Source organism: Streptomyces sp. GbtcB7, from assembly GCF_019091445.1.
Classification (GTDB): Bacteria; Actinomycetota; Actinomycetes; order Streptomycetales; family Streptomycetaceae; genus Streptomyces; species Streptomyces mirabilis.
Genome location: NZ_JAGXJM010000005.1, coordinates 85,834 through 107,474, shown reverse-complemented (window position 1 = coordinate 107,474; position 21,641 = coordinate 85,834). Strand labels below are relative to the sequence as shown.

General features: G+C 71.1%; 19 protein-coding genes. 8 read left to right on the top strand and 11 right to left on the bottom strand.

The annotated features are described in order from the left end of the window. Nucleotides 1–6: 6 nt before the first annotated feature. From KVT44_RS10800 to KVT44_RS10775, 6 genes are all read right to left on the bottom strand, one after another. On the bottom strand, nucleotides 7–852 hold the full coding sequence (locus tag KVT44_RS10800; RefSeq protein ID WP_217566856.1) for an SDR family NAD(P)-dependent oxidoreductase: 846 nt from the start codon (nucleotides 850–852) through the stop codon (nucleotides 7–9). Continuing rightward, nucleotides 849–2,459, bottom strand: coding sequence for an SMP-30/gluconolactonase/LRE family protein (locus KVT44_RS10795; RefSeq protein WP_217566855.1), 1,611 nt, complete (start codon nucleotides 2,457–2,459; stop codon nucleotides 849–851). The genes KVT44_RS10800 and KVT44_RS10795 overlap by 4 nt, the downstream gene beginning before the upstream one ends. Before the next feature lie 109 nt (nucleotides 2,460–2,568). After that, complete coding sequence (locus KVT44_RS10790) at nucleotides 2,569–3,672, bottom strand: acyl-CoA dehydrogenase family protein (RefSeq protein ID WP_217566854.1); 1,104 nt, start codon at nucleotides 3,670–3,672, stop codon at nucleotides 2,569–2,571. Beyond that, nucleotides 3,672–4,925 (bottom strand): acyl-CoA dehydrogenase family protein, encoded by a 1,254-nt coding sequence (locus KVT44_RS10785; protein WP_217566853.1) that lies wholly within the window; start codon nucleotides 4,923–4,925, stop codon nucleotides 3,672–3,674. Before KVT44_RS10785 ends, KVT44_RS10790 begins: the two co-directional genes overlap by 1 nt. A gap of 46 nt (nucleotides 4,926–4,971) precedes the next feature. Next, entirely contained in the window at nucleotides 4,972–5,934 is a 963-nt protein-coding gene (locus tag KVT44_RS59995) for an acyl-CoA dehydrogenase family protein (RefSeq protein WP_217566852.1), read from the bottom strand. Next, nucleotides 5,931–7,079: an acyl-CoA dehydrogenase family protein gene (locus KVT44_RS10775; RefSeq protein ID WP_217566851.1), complete on the bottom strand. Its 1,149-nt coding sequence runs from the start codon at nucleotides 7,077–7,079 to the stop codon at nucleotides 5,931–5,933. Before KVT44_RS10775 ends, KVT44_RS59995 begins: the two co-directional genes overlap by 4 nt. Nucleotides 7,080–7,271: 192 nt before the next feature. Between KVT44_RS10775 and KVT44_RS10770 the strand changes: the two genes are divergently transcribed. The 3 genes from KVT44_RS10770 to KVT44_RS10760 are packed head-to-tail and all read left to right on the top strand — an operon-like array spanning nucleotide 7,272 to nucleotide 11,266. Then, a complete protein-coding gene (locus KVT44_RS10770) occupies nucleotides 7,272–8,255 on the top strand; it encodes an MDR family oxidoreductase (RefSeq protein ID WP_217566850.1) in 984 nt (327 codons plus the stop codon). Between the two features lie 54 nt (nucleotides 8,256–8,309). After that, complete coding sequence (locus KVT44_RS10765) at nucleotides 8,310–9,506, top strand: MaoC family dehydratase N-terminal domain-containing protein (protein WP_217566849.1); 1,197 nt, start codon at nucleotides 8,310–8,312, stop codon at nucleotides 9,504–9,506. A 29-nt stretch (nucleotides 9,507–9,535) separates the two neighbouring features. Beyond that, complete coding sequence (locus KVT44_RS10760) at nucleotides 9,536–11,266, top strand: class I adenylate-forming enzyme family protein (RefSeq protein WP_217566848.1); 1,731 nt, start codon at nucleotides 9,536–9,538, stop codon at nucleotides 11,264–11,266. 56 nt (nucleotides 11,267–11,322) lie between these two features. On the opposite strand, the gene KVT44_RS10755 is transcribed toward KVT44_RS10760, so the two are convergent. From KVT44_RS10755 to KVT44_RS10745, 3 genes are read right to left on the bottom strand one after another with little or no spacing between them, the layout of a single operon-like run. After that, nucleotides 11,323–12,594 carry an acetyl-CoA hydrolase/transferase family protein gene (locus tag KVT44_RS10755; protein WP_217566847.1) on the bottom strand — a complete coding sequence of 424 codons (1,272 nt, stop codon included), beginning with the start codon at nucleotides 12,592–12,594 and terminating at the stop codon, nucleotides 11,323–11,325. Then, nucleotides 12,591–13,484 (bottom strand): CoA ester lyase, encoded by an 894-nt coding sequence (locus KVT44_RS10750; protein WP_217566846.1) that lies wholly within the window; start codon nucleotides 13,482–13,484, stop codon nucleotides 12,591–12,593. The genes KVT44_RS10755 and KVT44_RS10750 overlap by 4 nt, the downstream gene beginning before the upstream one ends. A gap of 20 nt (nucleotides 13,485–13,504) precedes the next feature. Further along, nucleotides 13,505–14,683 (bottom strand): CaiB/BaiF CoA-transferase family protein, encoded by a 1,179-nt coding sequence (locus KVT44_RS10745; RefSeq protein ID WP_217566845.1) that lies wholly within the window; start codon nucleotides 14,681–14,683, stop codon nucleotides 13,505–13,507. 87 nt (nucleotides 14,684–14,770) lie between these two features. Here KVT44_RS10745 and KVT44_RS10740 point away from each other — a divergent pair, with 87 nt between their 5' ends. The 4 genes from KVT44_RS10740 (at nucleotide 14,771) to KVT44_RS10725 (ending at nucleotide 18,719) form a co-directional block, all read left to right on the top strand. Beyond that, the gene (locus KVT44_RS10740) at nucleotides 14,771–16,345 is read left to right on the top strand and encodes a class I adenylate-forming enzyme family protein (RefSeq protein WP_217566844.1); all 1,575 of its coding nucleotides are present in this window, start codon (nucleotides 14,771–14,773) and stop codon (nucleotides 16,343–16,345) included. 34 nt (nucleotides 16,346–16,379) lie between these two features. Then, the gene (locus tag KVT44_RS10735) at nucleotides 16,380–17,183 is read left to right on the top strand and encodes a FadR/GntR family transcriptional regulator (protein ID WP_060899584.1); all 804 of its coding nucleotides are present in this window, start codon (nucleotides 16,380–16,382) and stop codon (nucleotides 17,181–17,183) included. 143 nt (nucleotides 17,184–17,326) lie between these two features. Then, nucleotides 17,327–18,103 carry an SDR family NAD(P)-dependent oxidoreductase gene (locus KVT44_RS10730; protein ID WP_217566843.1) on the top strand — a complete coding sequence of 259 codons (777 nt, stop codon included), beginning with the start codon at nucleotides 17,327–17,329 and terminating at the stop codon, nucleotides 18,101–18,103. Nucleotides 18,104–18,146: 43 nt separating this feature from the next. Then, nucleotides 18,147–18,719 (top strand): TetR/AcrR family transcriptional regulator, encoded by a 573-nt coding sequence (locus KVT44_RS10725; protein ID WP_054232974.1) that lies wholly within the window; start codon nucleotides 18,147–18,149, stop codon nucleotides 18,717–18,719. Here KVT44_RS10725 and KVT44_RS10720 read toward each other — a convergent pair. Continuing rightward, entirely contained in the window at nucleotides 18,694–19,860 is a 1,167-nt protein-coding gene (locus KVT44_RS10720) for a CaiB/BaiF CoA-transferase family protein (RefSeq protein ID WP_217566842.1), read from the bottom strand. The two genes, KVT44_RS10725 and KVT44_RS10720, sit on opposite strands and share 26 nt — an antisense overlap. A 75-nt stretch (nucleotides 19,861–19,935) precedes the next feature. Between KVT44_RS10720 and KVT44_RS10715 the strand changes: the two genes are divergently transcribed. Then, on the top strand, nucleotides 19,936–21,108 hold the full coding sequence (locus tag KVT44_RS10715; protein WP_054232976.1) for an acyl-CoA dehydrogenase family protein: 1,173 nt from the start codon (nucleotides 19,936–19,938) through the stop codon (nucleotides 21,106–21,108). Between the two features lie 12 nt (nucleotides 21,109–21,120). Here KVT44_RS10715 and KVT44_RS10710 read toward each other — a convergent pair whose 3' ends face one another. Beyond that, on the bottom strand, nucleotides 21,121–21,585 hold the full coding sequence (locus KVT44_RS10710) for an HIT family protein (protein ID WP_190173326.1): 465 nt from the start codon (nucleotides 21,583–21,585) through the stop codon (nucleotides 21,121–21,123). Nucleotides 21,586–21,641 lie beyond the last annotated feature (56 nt).

Below are 21,641 nucleotides of genomic sequence, written 5' to 3'. Positions count from 1 at the left end.
CCCGTGTCAGCGCGTCATTGCGGCTCGGAACGACTCGTCCTTGAGGAAGAGAGAGGTGTTGTCGGCGGCCAGGTGGGTCCATTTGAGGTTGAGGCCGCCGTCGACCAGCAGGGTCTGACCGGTGATGTACGTCGACAGGTCGGAGAGCAGGAAGAGGATGGCCCCCGCCTGTTCCTCGGGTCGGCCGCGTCGTCCCATCGCGATGGCGCGGCGGTCCCGCTCGGCGTCCTCGTCGACGTACGTCCCCGAGGCCGGGGTCTCGGTGACACCGGGCGCGATGGCGTTCACCCGGATGCCGTCCCCGGCCAGTTCGACAGCCATCGTGCGGGTCGCCGCGACCAGCGCCGCCTTGGCCGTGCCGTAACCGATGTGCAGGGGCGCCGAGTTCATGCCGCTGATGGAGGAGACCGAGACGATCGACCCCGGCCGGCCCTGCGACGTGAGCTCGGCGGCGACCGCCTGGCTCATGAAGAACATCGTCTCGAGATTCTGGGTGAACAGCGCGCGCCAGTCCGCCCGGGTCACCCGGGTCGAGGGCATCCAGGTCGAGGGTGCGGCGCCGCCGGCGACGTTCACGAGGCCGTGCAGGTCGCCGGCCCTCCGGCCGACCTCCTTCATCACGAGCGCGATGCCGTCGTCGGTGGAGGCGTCGGCCGCGACCGGCACGACCGACAGGCCCTCCGCCGCCAGCGGCGCGACATGCTTCTCCAGGTTCTCCGGAGAGCGGCTCACCGCGACGACGGTCGCCCCGGCTCGGGCCACCATGCGCGTCACCGAGGTGCCGATGCCCCCGCCCGCCGCGCCGCTGACGATGACGACGCGTCCGTCGAGGCCCAGGAACTCCTGCGTCATCGTGCGGTTCCTCCTGTCTCGCGCAGGGCCAGCACACTGCCGTCGGCGTCGGCGGAGACATAGAGCGTGCCGTCCGGTCCGGCGGCGATGCCGGCGAAGGGGCCCTGGGGCCCGGAGAACGGCGGCAGTCCCCGCAGCGGCTTGGGGGTCACGCCGGGCGGGGGGCCCACCGGCAGATCACGGGCGATGGTGTGCCGGGCCTTGCTCTCGAGATCGACGCCGATCACCGCCTTGGCACCGGTGTCGACGATGTAGAGCCGTCCGCCGCGCACCAGGATCCCCTGGGGTCGCTCCAGGCCGTCCACCACCGTGTCCACACCGGCACCGGTGACCGCGACGATCCGTCCGGCGCCCGATTCGGAGACGAGGCAGCTGCCGTCGGGCCCGAACGCCACACCGAGCGGCTGGTTCAGGCCGGAGGCGAGTTCCTCGACCTGGCCGGACCGGATGGACAGCACACGGCCGGTGCCGAACTCGGCGGTCACCACGGCCCCGTTCGGAGCGACCACCACGCCGTAGAGCTGGTCGAGGTCCTGGGCCAGTACCTCGCTCTCCCTGTTCCCGGGCGAGTAGCGCGCGACCTGGCCGCCCGAGGTGGTGACGATGAACTCGCCCCCACCGACGGCGGTCACCCCGCGGACGAAGCCCGGATAGCCGGGAGTGAAGAGCATCCCGAGCGTCTGCGGCTCACCGCCCGGGCGCAGGGCGTAGAAGAAGGTCCCGTCGGCCACGTAGAGGGTGCCGTCGTCGCCCACGGTCAGGTCCAGCGGCCAGTTGAGCCCGCCGGGCAGCGTGGTCCGGGTCTCGCCGCCGCCCAGGATCTCCGTGATCTCGCCGGTGAAGTTCGAGACGAACAGCCGGTCGCCGACGAAAGTGCAGTTGTCGAGACCGGGGTTCAGGGAGGCCAGCACCGTGCGCGCGCCGCTGCGCGGATCGATGCGCAGCACCTCGCCGGTCGCCACCTGGGTGGAGACGATGTAGCCCTCGGAGTCGAACTTCACGGAGTCGGGGACTCCGAGGTCCCCCACGATCCGTTCGGGCTCGCCGCCGTCCGGATGGATCCGCCAGATGTCGTTGGTGCCCATCACCGGGTAGTAGAGGAGGCCGTCGGGGCCGACCTCCATGGCGTTGGGCATCGCCACGTTCTCGAGCATCACGCGGGGTGCGCCGCCGTTCGGGTCGAGCTCCAACAGGCGCCCGCCGATGCGGCATTCGCCGATGAACAGGCGGCCCTGGTGCACCGTGATGCCGTTCGCGCTGGGGAGGTCGTCGCGCAGGACGCGGGTACGGCCGTCGGCTCCGCGCACGCTCACCCGGCCGTCCATGACCTCGGTGGCGTAGAGGTCGCCCTGCGGGCCGAAGGCCACGTCGTCCGGCGCGATGATGTCGCCGCCCTTGGCGCTGATGGTCTCCAGGTGGCCCGTGTCGACGTCGATCGCGCTGATCTGACTGCCGGTCACCTGCGCCACGTAGACGCGGCCGTCCGGACCGGTGCGCAGGCCATTGGCGCCGAACAGGCGGCTGGGTGGGGTGAGTCGTTCCAGACTCCAGCCCTCGGCGAGGCTTGTCGATGTGGCGCTGGTGTAGCGCGCTCCTGGCAGCAACATGGTGACGGACTCCCGGAGACCTCGTCGTTGAGGTGAATAAGCTTCTCCATATGGAGAATCTCACTCTCATTTCAATCTAGCGTTTGTTAGGGGCGCAGGCAATGGAAAGTCATCGGTACCGCCGGGCCAGCCGTCGGCGGTGGGCGGCCGGTGAGCCGAACAGCGACCGGTTGAGCGTGGCGCGCTTGAGGTGCACGTGGATTCCGCTCTCCCACGTGTAGCCCATGCCGCCGTGCAGTTGCATCGCCTTGCCGACGACGTCGACCGCGGCGGCGCAGACGTACGACTTCGCCATCGAGGCCGCGACTCCCGCCTCGACGTGGTCCGCGGCGATCAGGCGCACGGCCTCGGACACCAGGTGCCGGGAGACCGAGAGCCGTACCACCATGTCCGCGCAGGCGTGCTTCACGGCCTGGAAGGATCCGACCGGCCGCCCGAACTGCTCTCGGCCGCGGGTGTGTGCGACCGTCGCCTGCAGCATGGCCTCGGCGAGACCGAGGCTGTCGCAGGCCGTCGCGACGGCGGCCCGGTCGAGCAACCGGGCCACGGCGCGCCGCGGTTCGCCATAGAAGCGCAGCACGCATCCCGCGTCCGGGGCCACCGCCTCGGCACGCACCCGCGCGAACCGGCGGGTGGCGTCCAGGACCGGCTGCCCGGTCACCGTCAGCCCCTTGGCCCCTGGGGCGAGGAGGACGACGACCGGTGTGCCGGCCGGGTCGAGCGCCAGGAGCAGCAGCCGGTCGGCCTCGGCTGCGTCGGGCACGAAGCCCGCGTGACCGCTCAGCCGCGGTCCCGCCGGGGAGTCCTCGATCCGGAAGGGCACATCCGTGTCGTCGAAGGTGCCGGCGACCAGGCTGTCGTCGGTGGCGTCCACCAGGGCGGCGGTCAGGGCCTCCGTCCCGCTCGCCGTCCGGCGCAGCAACGCGTCCCGCTCGGCGGTGGGTTGGAGCGCGGTCAGTGTCCCGGCGGCCAGCACGGTCGTTCCGAAGTACCCGGTGCGGGCGGCCGCCCGGCCGAGCTCCTCCAGCACCACCGCCGTCTCCGCGAAGGTCACCCCCGCGCCGTCCAGCTCCTCGGGGACCTCCAGGCCGAGCCACCCGGCCTCGGCCAGTCGCCGCCGGGGCACCCCTTCGGACGCCTGCCCCTTCGCGAGCAACTCGCGGACGACTGCGCGCAGTTCGTCGCGCACCTCGGTCTCCGGCGCGGCGGCCATCAGGCGCCCACCGGCTCTCGGGGCAGTCCGAGACCGCGCTCGCCGATGATGGTGCGCTGGATCTCGCTCGTCCCGCCCGGGATGGTCCACTCCCACGAGCCGATGAAGTCGAGCAGCCAGGCGCCGGACTCCCAGCCGCCGGAGGCCGGCTTCGCCAGCACCGTGTGCCCGGCCGGTCCCGCGATCTCGACGCCGAAGTCCATGGTGCGCTGGAGCAGTTCGCTGTAGTAGAGCTTGACGATCGAGGCGTCGGCCGGGCCCACGGCGCCGACGGCGTGCCGCTCCACCAGGTCCCGGCACAGCGCCCGCAGGCCGGTGATCTCGGTCTCCAGGGCCGCCAACCGGTCGGCCACGCAGGGGTCGTCGAGGGGCCGCCGCCCGTGCGGACCGGTCCTCGCGCACGCCTCCACCAGCCACCGGAACCCGGCGTTGCCCAAGCGCTCTGCCAGTTCCAGCATCGTCGTGCCGCGCTCGGCGCCCAGCGTCCGCTGCGCGACCCGCCACCCTTCGTTCACGCGCCCGACCAGGTTGGCCGCGGGTACGACGACGTCGTCGAGGAAGATCTCGCAGAAGTGGGCGCCACCGGTGGCCTGACGGATCGGCCGTACGTCGATGCCCGGGCTGCGCATGTCCAGCAGGAAGTACGAGATGCCGTGCCGTTTCGGTGCCTGCGGGTCGGTCCGCGCGAGCAGCAGACACCAGTCGGCGTGCAGCGCGCCGCTCGCCCACAGCTTCTGGCCGTTGACGACGTAGCCCTCGCCCTGCCTGCTGGCCGTCGTGCGCAGGGCGGCGAGATCGGACCCGGCCTCCGGCTCGGAGAAGCCCTGGACCCAGATCTCGCCGTCCAGGATCGCCGGGAGGTGGCGTCGGCGCTGCGCGTCGGTGCCCGCGACGAGCAGCGTGGAGGCGGCGTGGTGGATCGCGACGAAGGCCAGGACCAGTCTGGGTGCGTCCCGCGCGGCCAACTCCTGGTAGAGCACGATCTGGTGGGTGACCGGCATCCCGCCGCCCCACTCCCGCGGCCAGTGCGGGACGGCCAGTCCGGCCCCCCGGAGCCGCTGGAACCACTCCTTCTGGAACGCGACGAACTCCGCCTCCGGCACGCCGGTCTGGCTCCGCCGCCACTGCGCGGGCACGTGCTCCCGACACCACTCCCGCACGGCGGCACGGAACTCGCCGAGGTCGTCCGGCCAGGAGGGGACGGTCGAGGACAGCCCAGGCCGGGAATCGGGTGAAGCCGACCGGTGTGCCATGGTCACCGCCCCTTCCGGAGCACCGCGAGCAGCCGCTGGTCGTACGTCACCATGTCGGCCGTCCGTGTGGGTCATCGGCGTCGTTGAACAGCCCGGTCAGGCCCCGCCGTCCCACCAGCCCGGCCAGCTGGTCGCGGGTGGCGGACAGGCCGAGCGGCAGTCGGCGTACCGGCTGGCTGTAGCGCGACAGCCAGGACAGGAACGCCTCGTCGCAGAATCCGGTGGCGCCCTGCAACTGATGGGCGACGCGGAACACGGTCTGGGCCGCCTCCAGCGCCGCCAGTCGGAGTGCGAGCGCGTCCGCGAGCGCGTCCGCGGGGCTGTCCCGCAGGCTCCACAGCGCGTACTTGGCCAGCATCTCGACGCCGCCGCGCTCGACTTCGGCGTCGGTGAGCTGGAACTGGACCGCCTGGAAGGCCGACAGCGGCCGGCCGAACTGGGTGCGGACGACCACGTGTGCGCGGGTGAGGTCGATCGCCCGGTCGAGCATCCCGAGCAGCGTCCAGCAGGGCAGGACCAGTCCGAGCACGGCGTCCGCCGCCCCGCCGCCGTCGATCCGTGTCAGATCGAGGTCGGCGACGAAGGCCGAGTGGCGGGGCGGCGAACTCCGCGGCAGGGCGAGGGCGTGGCTGCGCTCGCCGTCCAGAGTCACGGCCACCCAGCGCAGGTCGAGGTCGGCCACCGCACCGGCGGGGGCGTTGTCGCCGACGACGAGCAGCCCGTCGGCGTCGAGGTCGGCGGGCCGGGAGAGGCGCTCGGCCACCGGGTAGGCCAGGGCCCGGTAGCCGGCGGCCCGGCAGACCGCGGCCGCCGCCTCCAACTCGTCGGCGCTGCCCCGTACGTCCAGCTCCCACGCACCGAGCTCGGCCAGGACCGGCGCCACGAGTTTCTCGCGACGGTCCGGCTCCTCCTCGGCCTGCTGTACGAGCCGGTCGCCTCCGGCCGCCTCCAGGGCCCGCAGCACCTGACGGCCGTACTCCGTCGCCTCCCTGCTCAGGTCGATGTTCACGCGCCCGCCAGCAGGGCCCGGGCCAGCAGGATGCGCTGCATCTCGATGCTTCCCGACGCGACGGTGGACGCCTGCGCGTACCGCCAGTGGTCCTGGACCGCGCGCCGGAAACGGCGCCCGTCCGCATCGGCGAGCCGACCGTGCCCGACGATCTCCATGAGCACCTCGGCGCTGTCCTGGTCGAGTTGGGTGACCGCGATCCGGTAGGCGGCGGTGTCGGCCGGACTGACCCTTCCTTCGAGTTGGAGCGACAGCACGCGGTAGGCCAGCAGCCGGGCCCGCCGGCAGTGCACCAGCATCCCCGCCCATCGGCCCCGCAATTCCCCCGGCAGGGTGTCCCATTGCTCTGCGAGGGCGGTGGGTGCGGACCGCAGGAGGCGCTCGCAGCGCGCGTACCGGGCGATGCCCACCCGCTCGAACGCGAGTACCTCCCGTACGACCTTCCAGCCGTCGTCCACGGTGCCCAGGACGTCGGCCGGGCCGACCCGGACCTCGTCGAGGAAGACCTCGTTGAGGTGGTGCGGGCCGATCATGGAGCGGATGGGCCGGACCTCGATGCCCGCCCGTTCCATCGGCACGAGGAAGATGGTCAGCCCGTGCTGCTTCTTGGCCCCCCGCGAGGTGCGGGCGAGCAGGAAGCACCACTGGGCCATGGTGGCGTACGAGGTCCAGATCTTCTGGCCGGAGACCTGCCAGCCGTCCCCGTCCGGGCGGGCCGCCGTGCGCAGGGACGCCAGGTCGGATCCGGCGTCCGGCTCGCTGAAGCCCTGGCACCAGATCACCTCACCGCGTGCGATCGGGGGCAGGTGCCGGCGCTGCTGTTCGGGGGTGCCGTGCCGCATGATCGCGGGTCCCACCCAGTTGACGCCCATGTACTGCGCTCCCCGGGGCTCGTGGTGTGCCCACATCTCCTCGCGGACGACCGTCTGCTCCCACACCGAGGCGCCCCGGCCGCCGAACTCCTCGGGCCAGGCCAGGCACAGCAGTCCCCGGTCGGCCAGCAGCCGGCAGAAGCGCTGGGCGACCTCCAGATCGGCCGGGTCCTCGGTGAACGCGCCCAAGAAGTCGGCCGGGACGTGCTCGCGCACCATGCCGCGCAGCTGTGCCCGCAGCCTGGTGGCGCCCTCCCCCATCCTGAAGTCCATGCTGCCACCGTATTTCAATCCTTGTAATGATTGCTAGCCTTGCGAACGAACCAACCGAGGGCCTCCCAGCCGGTTGACGCCGACACGCCACCGTGCAAACATCATCCGCACATATGGAGAATGCCATTCTCAATCGCGAGATTGTGGTATGCATCAACATCTGAGGCGGCCGAGGTGAGGACGAGTTCTGCGATGTTTTCGGCACTCCTGATCGAGAAGGGCGAGACGGGTCAGACGGTCTCGCTCACGCGGCTGGACGAGGCGGATCTGCCCGACGGCGACGTCGGCATCGAGGTGGAGTATTCGACGCTGAACTACAAGGACGGCCTCGCCATCACGGGCGCCTCACCCGTGGTCCGCAGCTTCCCGATGGTGCCCGGCATCGATCTCGCGGGCGTCGTCACCGACAGCGCGCACAGGGACTGGCACAAGGGCGACCACGTCGTACTCAACGGCTGGGGCGTCGGCGAGAACCACTGGGGCGGCCTCGCCCAGCGCGCCCGCCTCGACGGCGACTGGCTCGTGCCCCTGCCCCCCGCCTTCACCGCCCGGCAGGCGATGGCCATCGGCACGGCGGGCTACACGGCGAGTCTGTGCGTGGGCGCCCTGCTGGAGCACGGGGTCCGCCCGGAGCAGGGCGAGATCCTGGTGACGGGGGCGACGGGCGGCGTCGGCGGCGTCGCGATCGCGCTCCTGACGAAGGCCGGCTTCAAGGTGGCCGCCGCGACCGGCAAGGCGTCGGAGGCCGAGTACCTCCAACGGCTCGGCGCCGTGACCGTGTTGGACCGCGCCGAACTCGCCGAGGCCGGCCGGCCTCTGCAGAAGGAGCGCTGGGCGGGTGTCGTCGACTCCGTCGGCAGCCACACCCTGGCCAACGCCTGTGCCCGGACGCGCTACGGCGGCACGGTCGCCGCCTGCGGCCTGGCCCAGGGCATGGACTTCCCCGCGTCGGTCGCCCCGTTCATTCTGCGCGGGGTGTCCCTGCTCGGGATCGACAGCGTGCGGGCACCGCGCACGGCACGGACGGCCGCCTGGGACCGGCTCGCGCGCGACCTGGACGTGGACGCGCTGGAGGCGATCGCCCAGGAGGTCGGCCTGAGCGACGCGATCGCCGCGGCGGGCCGGCTCATGGAGGGCGAGGTGCGCGGCCGCGTCGTCGTCGACGTCAATCGATAAACCGTTCAGTCGTTGAGCCGTTCAGCCGTTCAGCCGGGAGCATCGGGAGCAGGCGTGAGCAAGAAGTCCACGGAAGCAGAGATCACCGAACTCGACCTCTCCGACGTCGACCACCGCGTGGGCAAACCGGTCGGCGGCGGGCAGTTGTGGGACCCGTGCAGCACCTCCGACATCCGCCGCTGGGTGATGGCGATGGACTATCCCAACCCGCTCCACTGGGACGAGGAGTTCGCCCGCGACTCCAGGTTCGGCGGCCTCGTCGCACCGCAGTCCATCGCGGTCGGCCTGGACTACGGGCACGGCGCCCAGCCCGCCTGCGTGGGATACATCCCCGGCAGCCACCTGATCTTCGGCGGCGAGGAATGGTGGTTCTACGGCTGCCCCGTACGGGCCGGGGACAAGCTCTTCCAGGAACGGCGCTTCCACGACTACAAGGTGGTCGAGACGAAGTTCGCCGGACCCACGATGTTCTCGCGCGGCGACACCACCCACACCAACCAGCACGGCACGCTCGTGGCGCGCGAGCGCTCCACCGCGATCCGCTATCTCGCCCTCGAAGCGGAGAAGCGCGGCATGTACCAGGACCAGAGTCTGGTGGTGAAGCGCTGGAGCGACACCGAGCTGAACGAGATCGAGAAGCTGCGCCACGAGTGGCTCCTGTCGAACCGGCTGGGCGTCTCACCGCACTTCGAGGAGGTGCGCGTCGGCGACAAGCTGCCCCGGCGTGTCATCGGTCCGCACAGCATCGCCAGCTTCACCACCGAGTACCGCGCCTTCCTCTTCAACATCTGGGGCACGTTCCACTGGGTGGCGCCGCCCGGCGTCAAGGACCCCTGGATCAACCAGGATCCCGGCTGGGTGGACGGCTTCGGCTTCGACGAGGAGGGCGCCAAGATCGACCCGCGCAAGCGCGACGGGCTCTATGTCGGACCCTCGCGCGGCCACATCGACAGCGACAAGGCGAGCGAGATCGGCATGGGGCGCGCCTACGGCTACGGCGCCACGCTGGGCGCCTGGTGCACCGACTACCTCTCCTACTGGGCCGGCCACGACGGCATGGTGCGCCATTCCAGGGCCAACTTCCGCGGCCCCGCATTCGAGGGTGACGTGACCTATTTCGACGCCGAGGTCGTCGGCAAGGAGACGGAATCGACGTGGGGCGTGCCGCTCGTGCAGGTGAAACTGCGGCTCAGCGACCAGAACGGCGGCCTGCTGGTGGACTGCACGGCCGAGGTCGAGCTGCCGTACTAGCGCGACGAGGAGCTGTGGGGCGGAGAGCGATGGGCACTGAGACGAACGCCGAATCCGTACGGACCCTTTCGATCGTGTCGGGGCCGCCGCTGAGCGCCGAACCGGGGCTCGGGGAGCTCACGTTGCCCGGCTTCCTGCGCGAGGTGACGGCGCTGTACGGCGAGCGCGAGGCGCTGGTGATGCGTACGGCGGAGGGCACCACCCGCTGGACGTACACCGAACTCTGGGAGCGCGCCGTCGAGGTGGCGCGCGCCCTGCGGGCGTGCGGCGTGGGCAAGGACAGCCGTGTGGGCGTCCTGATGACGAACCGCGCCGAATGGATCGCCGCGGTGTTCGGCACCTCGCTGGCGGGCGGGGTGGCCGTCACGCTCAGCACGTTCTCGACACCGCCCGAGCTGGAGCATCTGCTCCAAGTGTCCTGTTTTTCCGTGCTGTTGTTCGAGCGAAGGGTGCTGAAGAAGGATCTCGCCGCCGTTCTCACCGAGTTGGAGCCGGAGATCGGCAAGGCGTCGCCCGGAACCCTGCGGTCGGCGAAGTTCCCGTTCCTGCGGCGGCTCGCCATGGTCGGGGACGCCCTGCCGGACGAGACGATCGACACCTGGGACGCCTTCCTGGCGCGCGGACACGAGGAGTCGCGTGAGCTGGTCGAGGCGACAGCCGAGGCGGTGCGGCCGAGCGACGCGGCCGTGCTCTTCTTCTCCTCGGGCTCGACGAGCAGGCCGAAGGGGATCCTGAGCGCACACCGCGGTGTCGCCATCCAGCTGTGGCGTTTCCGGCGCATGTACGGATTCGTCCCGCAGGACGACATCCGCTGCTGGACGGCCAACGGCTTCTTCTGGTCGGGGAACTTCGCGATGGGCCTCGGTACGACCTTGGCCAGCGGCGGGTCCCTGGTACTGCAGTCGACCTTCGCCGCCACCGAGGCGCTCGAGCTGATGCAGGCGGAGCGGGTGAACTTCCCCCTCGCCTGGCCGCACCAGTGGGCCCAGCTCGAAAGCGCGCCCAACTGGAGCCAGGTGGATCTGAGCAGCGTACGGTTCGCGGATTTCAGGACCCCGATCGCCCAGCACCCCACGGTGTCGGGCCAGTGGCACGAACCGGGAAGCGCCTACGGCAACACGGAGACCTTCACGATCACGACGTGCTTCCCGGCCAACACCCCGCCGGAAGTGACCGCGGGCAGCAGCGGCGAGCCGCTGCCGGGCGTGGCGGTCAAGATCATCGATCCCCTCACGGGCGCCGTCGTCGAACGTGGCGAGCGAGGCGAGATATGCGTCAAGAGCCCCACTCTGATGCTGAGTTACCTCGGCACACCGCTCGACGAGACGCTCGACGCCGAAGGCTTCTTCCCCACCGGCGACGGCGGGCACCTCGACGAGAGGGGCCGGCTCTTCTGGGAGGGCAGGCTCACCGACATCATCAAGACGGGCGGCGCGAACGTCTCGCCGCTCGAGGTGGACGAGGCACTCTCCGCCTGTCCGGGCGTCAAGGTGGCCCGCACCGTGGGCGTCGCGCACGAGACACTCGGCGAGGTCGTCGTCGCCTGCGTCGTCCCGCGCGAGGGGGCGGGCCTCGAACCCGGGGAGATCCTCGCCTTCCTGCGGGAACGTCTGGCGAGCTACAAAGTGCCGCGCCATGTGCTCTTCTTCCGCGACGAGGAGATCACCCTCACGGGCAGCGCGAAGATCAAGTCAAGCGATCTCCGCGAACTGGCCGCCGGTCGGCTGCGCGGACAGCCACCCACGCGGCGGTCCGGGTAGCCGTACGGCACGGCCCCTCTCCACCGCACGGCCCTCTCCACGGCAAGCTCTCGTGCTCAGAAGCCTCGCCGCTGGATGGTGTGGGCCGCCCGCGCCAGCTCTTCCTGGAAATCGGGGTGCGCGACGGCGATCAGACGCCGGGTGCGCTCGGCCAGGGTCTGCCCCCTGAGCTCGGCCGCGCCGAATTCGGTGACGATCACATCCACGTCGCTACGGGCCGTGGTGACCGGTCCCGACAGATCGGCGGTGATCCTGCTGACGGTGCCGCCCTTGGCGGTGGCGGGCAGCGCGATGATGGCGTGCCCCCCGGGCGAGCGGGCGCCGGCGCGAACGAAGTCCACCTGCCCGCCGGTGCCGCCGAGATAGGCCGGGCCGCTCTGTTCGGCGTTCACCTGACCGGTCAGATCGACCTCCATGGCCGAGTTGATGGTGACCAGTCGGTCCAACCGGGCGAGCACGGCGGCATCGTGGGTGTACGAGGTGGCGCACATGCGGATCCGCGGATTGCGGTGGGCGAATTCGTAGAGGCGCTTCGTGCCGATCAGGGCGCCGTTGACCGAGACCCCGCGGTCGATGCGTTTGCGCGCGTTGGTGACGACGCCCGCCTCCACCAGCTCGACCAGGCCGTCGCCCAGCATGCCGGAGTGCACTCCGAGGTCCTTGCGGTCGTGCAGCAGTCGCAGGAGGGCGTCCGGGACGGCGCCGACCCCGGTCTGGATGACCGAGCCGTCCTCGACGTAGGCGGCGGCGTGTCGCGCCATGGCCTCCTCCGTCGCGCCGATTCTCCCCGGTGGCACCTCCACCGGAAGGCGGGAGACCTGTACGGCCACATCGATCTCCGCCGCGGGCAGCAGTTCCCCGTGGGTGAAGGGCACCTGCTCGTTCACTTCCGCCACGACGACGCGCGCCTTCGTGACCGCGGCCCGCACATGGTCGCTGATGAGGCCGAAGCTGTGGTCTCCGTTCGCGTCGGCGGGACTGACCTGCACGAAAGCGACGTCGCAGCCGATGGTCCCGGCCTCGATCATCGGGGCGATCTGGCTGACATGACAGGGGATCACGCTGAGCCTGTGTTCCTTGGTCAGGGAGCGCAACGCGCCGATCGCCCCCATGCTGGCCAGGGAGAACCCGCTCACCGCCGCCGGGGTGAATCGTCCGGAGAAGCTGGTCGCTATGAAGGCCGAGAGGCCTCCGATGCCGGGGCTCTGTTCGATCAACGCCTCGACCAGCGTGGTCGGTTCACCGCAGGCCTGGCCCATGACGATGCGGTCTCCGGGGCGCAGGAACTGACTCAGGTCCAGGTCGCCGGCGTCGGAAAGGACCTTCACGCCCGTCCCCCTGAAGCCAGCAGCGCCTGTGCGCGGGCGAGGTGGGGCCGGTCGAGCATGGCGCCCCGGTGGCCGATGGCGCCGACACCGGGACGGGCGGCGAAGAGATCGACGATCTCCTGGGCCGCGGCCAGTTCCTGTTCCGTGGGGGTGAAGGCCGCGTTGATCACATCGACCTGGGCGGGGTGAATCGCCAGCATGCCCCGGTAGCCGTCACGGCGCACCCTCTCGGCCCGCTTTCGCAGTCCCTCCACGTCACGGAAGTCGCCCTGGATGGTCTCGACGGGGGCCACACCGGCGGCGGCCGCTCCCAGGAGGCACAGGCTTCTGGCCAACTCGTAGGTGAATCCGTAGCTTCCGTCGGGGTTGCGGTTCTCACTGGCGCCCACGGAATCGGCGAGGTCCTCCGCCCCCCAGGTCATGGCGACCATCCTCGGCGCGCCCTGATAGGTGCCGGTGGTGAACATGGCCTCGGCCGTCTCGGTCACCAGGACGATCACCTTCGTCGAGCCCCGCTCCCTCCCGGCGGAGACCTCCAGCGCGGACAGATAGTGGTCCAGAAGCTCCACATCCGCACGCCCGCGCGCCTTGGGAAGCATGATGCCGCCGGGCCCCGCGGGGATCACCGCCGCCAGGTCCGCCAACGCGTGGGCGCCGTCCAGGGGGTTGATCCGCACCCACAGCCGGCCTCTCTCCTCGGGCGACCGGTCCGCCAGGAAGGAGGAGATCATCGCTCGGGACTTGGGCTTTCCCTCCTCGGCCACCGCGTCCTCCAGGTCGAGGAGCACGATGTCCGCCGGACCGGCGGCCGCCTTTTCCATCTTCCGTTCACTGTCGCCGGGGGCGAACAGCCAGGAGCGTGCGCTGAAGGGTTCCGCGGTACTGGTCACTGCTTCTCCGACTCCCTCACTCAGGTGTCTGCCCTGCCGAGGTCGGCCATGATCTCCTCGGTGTGGGCGCCGAGCCGAGGGGCAGGACCGGCGACACGACCGGGAGTTCGTGAGAACCAGGCCGGCATGCCGGGAAAACGGACGGGGCCGTTCGGACTGTCCACCGTCTCGAAGAACCCCACTTCGTTCAGATGCGGGTGGTCGAACAGTTCGTCGAGGGTGCGGACCGGCGCGACGGGAATGTCCAGGGACTTGAGCAGGTCCAGCCAGTCCTGCGTCGTACGCTCCAGGAAGGTCTCTCCCAGCAGGGCGTAGACGGTGTCGATCCGGCGGGCGCGTTGCTCAAGGGTGGCGAAGTGCTCCCCCGCCCACGTCGGCTGTACGGCGTTCACGAAGGCCGACCACTGCTTGTCGTTGTAGACCAGCGCGGAGAGGTGGCCGTCCTTGGTCCGGTAGGGCTTCCGGTTGGGCGCCACCGCGCGGGGGTAGGCCGCTGAGCCCAAAGCAGGGCTGAACATCGCGCCGTTGGCGTGCTCGACCAGCATGAACGCGGCCATGGTTTCGAACATGCCGACTTCCACCTCCTGGCCCTCACCGGTCCGCTCGCGGTGGAACAGCGCCATCATGGTGGCGTACAGGGCGGTCAACCCGGCCACCTTGTCCGCCATGATGGTGCCGACATAGCCGACCTGACCGGTCAACTGCTGCTGTGCGAACGGCAGACCGCACTCCGCCTGAATGGTGTCGTCATAGGCGGTGAGATCCGCGTCGGGGCCGCGGCGGCCGTAGCCGTAACAGTTGGTGTAGATCACCGCCGGATTGACGGCGGCCACTTCTTCGTAGCCGAATCCGAGTCTGGCGATCGCCTTCGCGCGCATCGAATGGATGAACACATCGGCATTCCCGACGAGTTCGCGCAACGCGTCCCTGCCGTCGCCGGAGCGCAGATCCAGCACCATGCTGCGCTTCCCGCGGTTCACATTGACGAAGACGCCCGCCATGCCCGGTTCCGGCCCGACCGATATATAGCGGGTGTTGTCGCCGTCGGGGGGCTCGACCTTGATGACGTCCGCCCCCATGTCGGCCATGATCTGGGTGCAGTAGGGGCCCATGACCATCGCCGTCAGATCGACCACACGCACTCCCGACAGCGGGCCGGTGTGTGTCGTCGGGCTGAGCCGCGGCGCGCCTGCCTTCACGTGTCGACCACTCCTCCGTCAGCGGACCCGGCCTCCGACCCGAGCCTATAGGATGAATCCTTACAAGGATAGTGATAATAAGATGGCATGAGTCGTACCGATACCGGTGGCACACCGCAGTACGCACATGAGGGTTCCCAGGGACTGACGTCCGGTCAGGGAAGTGCCGTCCCACGGAGCATCGCCGAGGTACTGGACGCCTCGCTCTCCGCCCGCCCGCACGCGACGGCGATCGAGGCGGTCTCCGGCGCCTGGTCGTACGCCGAACTCGACGACCGGGCCGGACGGGCGGCCGGCGCGCTGTGGTCGCTCGGCGTACGCCCCGGCGACCGCGTCGCCGCCTGTCTCCCCAACGACCTCGACATCGTCGCGGCCTTCCACGGCGCGCAGCGGATCGGAGCCGTCTGGGCGGGAGTCGGCGAAGCGCTCGCGGCAGGCGAGCAGCGGGAGTTGTACGAGCTCTGCGAGCCGACGGTCGTCCTGGCCGGACCGCGCTGCCGACTGAGCTCGCCCGACTGTGTCGACCCCGATCGATGGTCCGGGCTCGTGGCGAGCGCCGAACCGGCTCCCCGGGTCGAGCCGGCCCTCGACGCCCCGGCCGGCATCGCGTTCACCAGCGGTACGTCGGGACGCCCCAAGGCGGTCGTGCACAGTCAGCGCAACCTGCTCCTGCCCGGCGCGGCCCTGGTCGCCACCCGCGGCTGGGGCCCCGAACTGCGCAAGGGCGACAGCTTCCCACTGACGATCCTCAACCTCATGGTGCTGTCGACCCTGCTCACCGCACAGTCCGGGGGATGCTCCGTGGTCATGGACCGGCGTGACGTCGACGGGGTCGCCGACTGGATCTCCGCGCGGCGCGTCACGGTGTGGAACGGCGCCCCCGCCCAGCTCTACGACCTGGCCGCGCGCCCGCACCTCGACCTCGGTCCACTCCAGGAGGTGTGGAGCGGGGGCAGCGACACACCGGACGCGTTGCGGCGGGCGTTCACCGAGGCGCACGGGCTGGTCCCCCGGGTCACCTACGGCCTGACCGAGGCACCGACCGTCGTGTCCATCGACCCACCCGGCGACGAGTGGCGCCCCGGCACGAGCGGGCGGGTACTGCCGCACTACGACGTCGCGGCGTACGACGACGAGGGGCGCCGCCTGCCGGCCGGGGAGCTCGGCGAGTTGCGGCTGAGCGGGGCCACTGCGGGGCCGTGGGCCGACACATGGCGGCCGATGCTCGGGTTCCGGGAGCGCGGCGGCGTCCGGCCGCCGGACCCCGGCCCGGTCCCCACCGGTGACGTCGGCACCGTCGACGGCGAGGGGTGGCTGACGGTGCTGGACCGCAAGAAGCTCGTCATCATCCGGGGCGGCGCGAACGTGTACCCGTTGGAGGTGGAACGGGTCATCGCGACGCACCCGGACGTCGCCGCGGTCGCCGTGTGCGCGGTGCCGGACGACCGACTCGGACAGCGGGTGGCCGCGGTGGTCCGGAGCGCCGGTCCCCCGCTCGACGTCGAGGCGCTCACCGCGCACTGCCGGCGCGAGCTCTCCCCGTACAAGGTTCCGGAGATCTGGTCCCAGGTCGACGCCCTGCCGTTGAACGCCATGGGCAAGGTGCAACGCGCCCGGCTGGCCGAGCTCGTGGACCCGCGACGGCGCCCCGGAACAGCCTGAAGTCCCCTCACGTATCACTGCTAGCCTTGCAATCATGGAACGTACAGGGTCCGAGCACACCAAGATCGGGCAGATGCGCATGGCGGAGCTGGTGGCCGCCGCGCTGCGCGACCGGATCCTCGCGGGCGGCATCGGTGACGGCTCCACGCTCCCCAAACAGGACGAACTGGTCTCGGAGTTCGGCGTCAGCTACCCCTCGGTGCGCGAGGCACTGCGGATCCTGGAGACCGAGGGCTTCATCACCGTGCGCCGTGGCAACCGCGGCGGCGCCACGGTGCACGCCCCCGACATCGGGACCGCCGGCTACGCCCTCGGCCTGACGCTCCAGGCGATGCAGGTCGGGGTTCCCGACCTCGGCGCCGCCCTCGCCACCCTCGAACCGCTGTGCGCGGCTCACTGCGCGCAGCGGGCGGACCGCGAGCGCGTGGTGGTGCCGCGGCTGCGGGAGTTGCTCGCCGCGAGCGAGAGCTGCATCGACGACGGTGCGGCGTTCACCCGGGCCTCGCGCGAGTTCCACGACGTCGTCGTCGGGTTCGACCCCAACGCGACCCTGCGCGTCGTCGTGAAGAGCCTCACGTCGCTCTGGTCGGTCCAGGAGGAGGCCTGGGCGGACCTCCAGGTCTCGCGGGGCGACTACCCCTCGCGCGCGGACCGTGCCCTCGCGCAGCGGGCGCACGAACGTCTCGTGACGAGCATCGAGCAGGGCGACGCCGACGAGGCGGCGCGGATCGCGGAGGAGCACCTCACGGCGACCCAGCGCTGGGTGTGCCGCACGCTCAAGAACCGGGTCATCGACGCCGCGTCCGCCCGCAGCCGTATGCGGTTCCGCCGCGGCTGATGCCGGGGGCCATGGAGCCAGGGACCCAGTAAAGTCGTAATCCTTGTAAGGATGGAGCGCCCGACTTAGGATGCCTGCCGGGCCGGTCCGCGATCAGCGCCGCAGCCGCCCTCGACACGCCCTGCCGTCGAAGGGAGACCCGCGTGGCACCCGACCCCGATGTCGCCGCACGGATGTTCGGCCTCGATGGCCGGGTGGCGGTCGTGACCGGTGCCTCGTCGGGTCTGGGAGCGGCGGTGGCGCACGCGCTCGCCTCGCTCGGCGCCCGGGTCGCCGTGGTGGCCCGCCGTCACGACCGGCTGGCCGAGCTCGCCCAGGGGATCGACGGCCTCGCCGTCCCCTGCGACCTGTCCGACCTCGACCGGATCGGCTCCGTGGTGCCCACGGTCGTCGAGAAGCTGGGACCGCCGGAGATCCTCGTCAACGCCGCCGGGAACATGTTCACGACCGAGCGCGCCGAGTCCGAACCGCTCGACGCCGTCCGCCGGACCATGGACCTCAATCTGCTGGCCCCGTTCCTGCTCGCGCAGGCCGTCTTCCCCCACATGCGCGCCCTGGGCCGCGGCGCGATCGTCAACGTCTCGTCCATCAGCGGCCGGGTCGGCATCCCCGGCATCCCGCAGGCCTCGTACGCGGCGAGCAAGGCCGGTCTGTCCGGCCTGAGCGCCGAACTCGCGGTGCAGTGGGCGCGGCATTCGATCCGGGTGAACACGGTCGCCCCCGGCTTCTTCCGCAGCGAGATCACCGGCCCGCTCTACGAGGGTGAGCGCGCCGCCGAGTACCTGCGCCGCAACACCCCGCTGCCCAAGGAGGGGACCGCCGACGACATCGTCGGCGCGGTCCTGTGGCTCGTCGGCGACGCCGGAAGCTATGTCACCGGACAGACGGTCGTCGTCGACGGCGGCTGGACCGCCCGCTGACAGCACCTCCTGCCGAGTAAAGGGAAACGGCTACGCTGAGGTCATGCCGTCCACACGTCGCACAGCGCGCCAGACCGACCTGCTCGAAAGGCTGGTCGCCCTGCTGGCGGCGGAAGGTTTCGCCTCGTTCACGCTCGACGAGCTGACCGAACGGCTGCGCTGCTCGAAGACGACGTTGTACCAACTTGCGGGCAGCAAGCAGGAGTTGGTCCGCGAGGCCGTGAAGCACTACTTCCGGAGCGCGGCCGAGGCCATCGAGAAGCAGGTGGCGGACACCTCGGCGCCCGCGGAGCGCGTGGTGGTCTACCTGAACGCGGTCGCCCAGCAGTTGAGGCCGCTGTCCCGGCGATTCCTCGACGACATGGCCGGATTCGAACCGGCCCGCGAGGTGTACGAGGCCAACACCCGCCTGGCCGCGGGCCGGATCAGACAGCTGATCGCGGACGGCGTCGCCGCCGGCGCGTTCCGTGACGTCCACGCGGCCTTCGTGGGCGAGGTCGTCGCCGCCACCATGCAGGAGATCCAGCGCGGCGAGGTGTCCGCGCGCACGGGGCTGACCGACGCGGAGGCGTACGCCGAGTTGGCGTCGCTCATCGTGCACGCGGTCTCGCCCTGACCGCGGGGGTGGCGGCCGGGGAGCCGACACCCCAGTCCCGCAGCACCGACTCGGTGTCCGCGCCCGGCGCGCCCGGGGCCGAGGGCCGCCGGTTGGGCGTGCGCGAGAAGCGCGGGGCGGGGGCGGCCTGGAGGATGCCGTCGACCTCGATGAGGGTGCTCCGGGCCACCACGTGCGGATGCGCTCCCGCCTCCACGAACGTCAGCACGGGGGTGACGCACGCGTCCGTGCCGGCGAAGTGCGCGGCCCACTCGTCGCGCGTACGGGAGGCGAACCGCCGCGCGAACCGGGCGCGCAGCGCGGGCCAGCCGCCGCGGTCGCCCTGGGCGGACGGGTGGGCCCCGGCGATGCCCAGTCCCTCCAGCAGCGCCGCGAAGAACTGCGGTTCGAGTGCGGCGACGGCCACGTACTTGCCGTCGCCGCACTCGTAGGTGTCGTAGAAGGGGGCGGCCCCGTCGAGGAGGTTGGCGCTCCGCTCGTCCGACCACTCGCCCATGCCGCGCAGCGCGTACGTCATCTGACCCAGTAGGGCGGTCCCGTCGACCATGGCGGAGTCCACGACCTGCCCGGCCCCGGAGCGTGCGCGCTCCCAGAGCGCGGCCAGGATGCCGATGACCAGGAGCATGGACCCACCACCGAAGTCTCCGACCAGATTGAGCGGCGGGGGCGGTGGATCACCGGCACGGCCCATCGCGTGGAGCAGCCCGGTGAGACCGATGTAGTTCAGGTCGTGGCCGGGATCCTGGGCGAGCGGGCCGTCCTGACCCCAGCCGGTGACGCGTGCGTAGACGAGCCCCGGATTGTCCCTGCCGCACTCCTCGGGGCCGACGCCGAGGCGCTCGGCGACGCCCGGCCGGAGGCCCTCGATCAGCACATCGGCCCGGGCGGCCAGCGCCCGTACCAGCGCGCGCCCCTCGGACTCCTTGAGATCGGCGAAGACCGACCGGCGGCCGCGCCGCACGATGTCGGTCGCGTCCTCCGGGCCGAGCCGCAGCGCTCGGCCTAAGGGCCGCTCGACGCGCACCACGTCGGCGCCGAGATCGGCCAGCACCATGGCCGCGTGCGGAGCCGGCCCGAGTCCCGCGAGTTCGAGGACGCGTAGGCCGACGAGGGGACCGGCGGATCCATCGCTGGACTGCATGGCATCACGGTACCAAAAACGATACTGTTGTATCGCTCGCCGTATCATTGCTTTCGGAGCGACCGAGGAAATCCCATGCCAGCTACCCGCACGCTTCCCACCCCGGAAGCAGTCGACCTGATCGGCCTGACCCGTGAGCTCGCCGAGAAGGAGCTCGCGCCACGCGTCGTCGAGGCGGAGGCCGAGGAGAAGTTCCCCCGCGAGGTCTTCCGCACGCTCGGCCGGGCGGGTCTGCTGAGCCTGCCCTACGCCGAGGAGTACGGCGGCGGGGACCAGCCCTACGAGGTCTACCTCCAGGCCCTCGAGGAGATCGCCGCCGTGTGGGCCAGCGTCGGGGTCGGCGTCTCGGTGCACGCGTTGTCCTGCTTCGCCCTCGCCGCCTTCGGCACCGAGGAGCAGCGCAAGGAGTGGCTGCCCGACATGCTCAGCGGCGAGCTGCTCGGCGCCTACTGCCTGTCCGAGGCCCACGCCGGTTCCGACCCCGCCGCGATGCGCACCCGGGCCGTCAGGGACGGCGACGACTACGTCCTGAACGGCGCCAAGGCGTGGACCACGCACGGTGGGCACGCGGACTTCTACACGATCATGGCGCGTACGTCCGACGCGGGCTCGGGCGCGATCTCCTGCTTCCTCGTCCCGGCCGACACCCCCGGCCTGATAGCCGATCCACCCGAGCACAAGATGGGTCTGACCGGGTCGGCCACCGCGACCATCCGTCTGGAGGACGTGCGCGTCCCGGCGGATCGCCGGATCGGCGAGGAGGGCCAGGGACTCAAGATCGCCTTCGCCGGGCTGGACTGCGGACGACTGGGCATCGCGGCCGTGGCCACGGGCCTGGCCCAGGGAGCGCTGGACCACGCGCTGCGCTACTCGCGCGAACGCGAGACCTTCGGCCGCCCGATCATCGAACACCAGGGCCTGGCGTTCGTCCTCGCGGACATGGCCGCGGCGGTCCAGGCCTCCCGGGCCACCACGCTCGCCGCCGCCCGGCTCAAGGACCAGGGGCTCCCGTTCGCCTGCGAGGCGTCCATCGCCAAGCTGATCGCCACGGACAACGCCATGAAGGTCACCACGGACGCCGTCCAGGTCCTCGGAGGCGCCGGCTACACCCGCGACTTCCCGGTCGAGCGCTATATGCGGGAGGCCAAGGTCATGCAGATCTTCGAGGGCACCAACCAGATCCAGCGCCTGATCATCGGTCGCGCGCTGCGGGAGAGCGACCGGGGCACCCTCCGGGTCCAGAACTAGGGCCTGCGGACCCTAAGAGTGCGGGAGCCCGTGAAGCCGGGCTCGTAGGGCGCGGGCCATGCGGTCCGCGCCTTCCGCTGTCACCCCCTCCGACTCCGGGCGGTCCAGGAGCCCGAAGATGCCCGGCCCACGGTGTGCGGCGGGCAGATCCGCCATGCGCGGCACGATGTGGAAGTGCACGTGCGCGAAGCCCTCGGACTCGGCGAACTGGACGACGTAGGTCTTGAGGCAACCCGTCACCCCGCGCAGCGCCCTGGAGAGCCCGACCTGCCACACCCCCAGGGCCCCGGCCTCGGCGTCGGTGAGTTCGTGGACGGCCGTGACGTGCCGCCGCGGCAGCAGCACCAGCCAGCCGGGCACCGCGGTGTTGAAGCTGTGAGCCACCCGCCAGTACTGGTCGAACGCGATGCGTTCGCGTGGCGGCAGTTCGTCGAACCGCGCTTCCTTGCCGCATGCGTAGCAGGGGGGAGTCGTCATGCCCCCGGATCGTAGAACGGCCACCGCGCGCACTCCCCATCCGACGCAAGTTACCG